At 31.8% G+C, this 1,475-nt stretch carries 2 protein-coding genes; both read left to right on the forward strand.

The window, feature by feature from the left end; all coding sequences use genetic code 11:
• The coding region (locus BKK50_RS11535) for a type VI secretion system ImpA family N-terminal domain-containing protein (protein WP_077418256.1) at positions 1–1,279 on the forward strand (1,279 nt) is incomplete at its 5' end.
• 9 nt (positions 1,280–1,288) lie between these two features.
• The coding region (locus tag BKK50_RS11540) for a hypothetical protein (RefSeq protein WP_143529826.1) at positions 1,289–1,475 on the forward strand (187 nt) is incomplete at its 3' end.

Raw genomic sequence — 1,475 nt, forward strand, 5'->3', positions numbered from 1 at the left:
TCTAGTACAGCCCCTTTTATTAAATAATCTGGAATATAAAATGAGACTTGCAACATCACCGAGTAATTTAAATGAATTTATTCAGATAAAAGAGCAAATCAACTATCTTAGTCGACCAGATAAACAGACAGATTGGAAAATCGTTGAAAAATTATCAGCTCAGCTACTTTCAGAAAATGGTATTGATTTACAAACATTCGTATATTTTACTGTCGCTCGTTATCAGTTATCTTCTAATTTTACTCAAGTTATAAAAGACATTGAAAATATTGCAATTGCTTTAATTTCATATTGGGATGATCTTTGGCCTTTAACGGTTTCTAATAGAATCACTATCCTCAATTGGTTAAATCGACAAATTGCTGATAATATTAAACTGCAAGTACAGACTCATCAAACTATAAAAGATCTCTATTGTTTAGGTAATGCCCTGACGCTTATTGTAGAAGAGATAAAAAAGCATTCAGATTTACCGACTAATCTAAATAATTTACTTATTTTAGTGAATGAACAAATTGATAAGAGAGTAACATCTCAGTATGATAAGAATATTGAGAAAGTTGAGCCCATCATTACTACTTCATTACCTAAACCTTCGTTAAAACCCACTCAGCAAACGGAAATTAAAACGGATAATCCTCCATTAAAAATGGAAACAACACCACCTATTTTTAATGAGTCACCCTCTATCATTTCTGCTCAAAAAGAAGAGGGTAAACCTATTAAAAAAGATGACATTCCTGTAAAGACTATAAGAAAAACTCGCCTAACATCTCTATTTTTCTTGATATTTGGCTTAATTTTAGGTGGGAGTGCTACTTATTTTTATGTGGCAAAATATCAACAAGCACCTCAGATAAGAGATGAATTAACAAAAATATTATCTTCTCCAACTTATTTATTGGAGCGAGGAAAAATCTACGTTAATCGTAGCAATGAACAAGCAGTAAAAACAGAGTGGTACGATAAAATAGGATATTATGAAAATATTGGTAAAACCCTAATTGAATCAAGCAAACTTAAACAGCAAATTCAAACACTTCAGGAAGAGTTATTACAAGCAGAAAAATCAAGACAAGGATTAACCATTTCCTATCTTAAAACAGCGTTATATGAGATGGAAAAAGAGCTTGATTCTCGCCCTTCATTAGAGCAAACTTTGCATATATATGCTAACAATCCTCAGGATTGGGAACAAAAACAAAGAATTAATAAGCACTTTTTAAGTTTACTGGCGTATTACGCTTATTTAAATGATATAGAAAATAGAAAAGAATAAGGACAAAAGATGAACGATATTGCAGAGCACGCTAAAACTATCAGTGAATTTACTGGTAACTACAAACTCGCTAACCAAATTCAAAAAGGCCAACAAGTTGTTCATCTTGCTCAAAATGTGATAAGTAAGGCTGAGACTATAGCAACTAAACTAAATAGTGGAGATATCCTTGGCTCTGTTTCTGAGTTATTGGGTT

Source organism: Rodentibacter rarus, assembly GCF_001998965.1.
GTDB lineage: Bacteria > Pseudomonadota > Gammaproteobacteria > Enterobacterales > Pasteurellaceae > Rodentibacter > Rodentibacter rarus.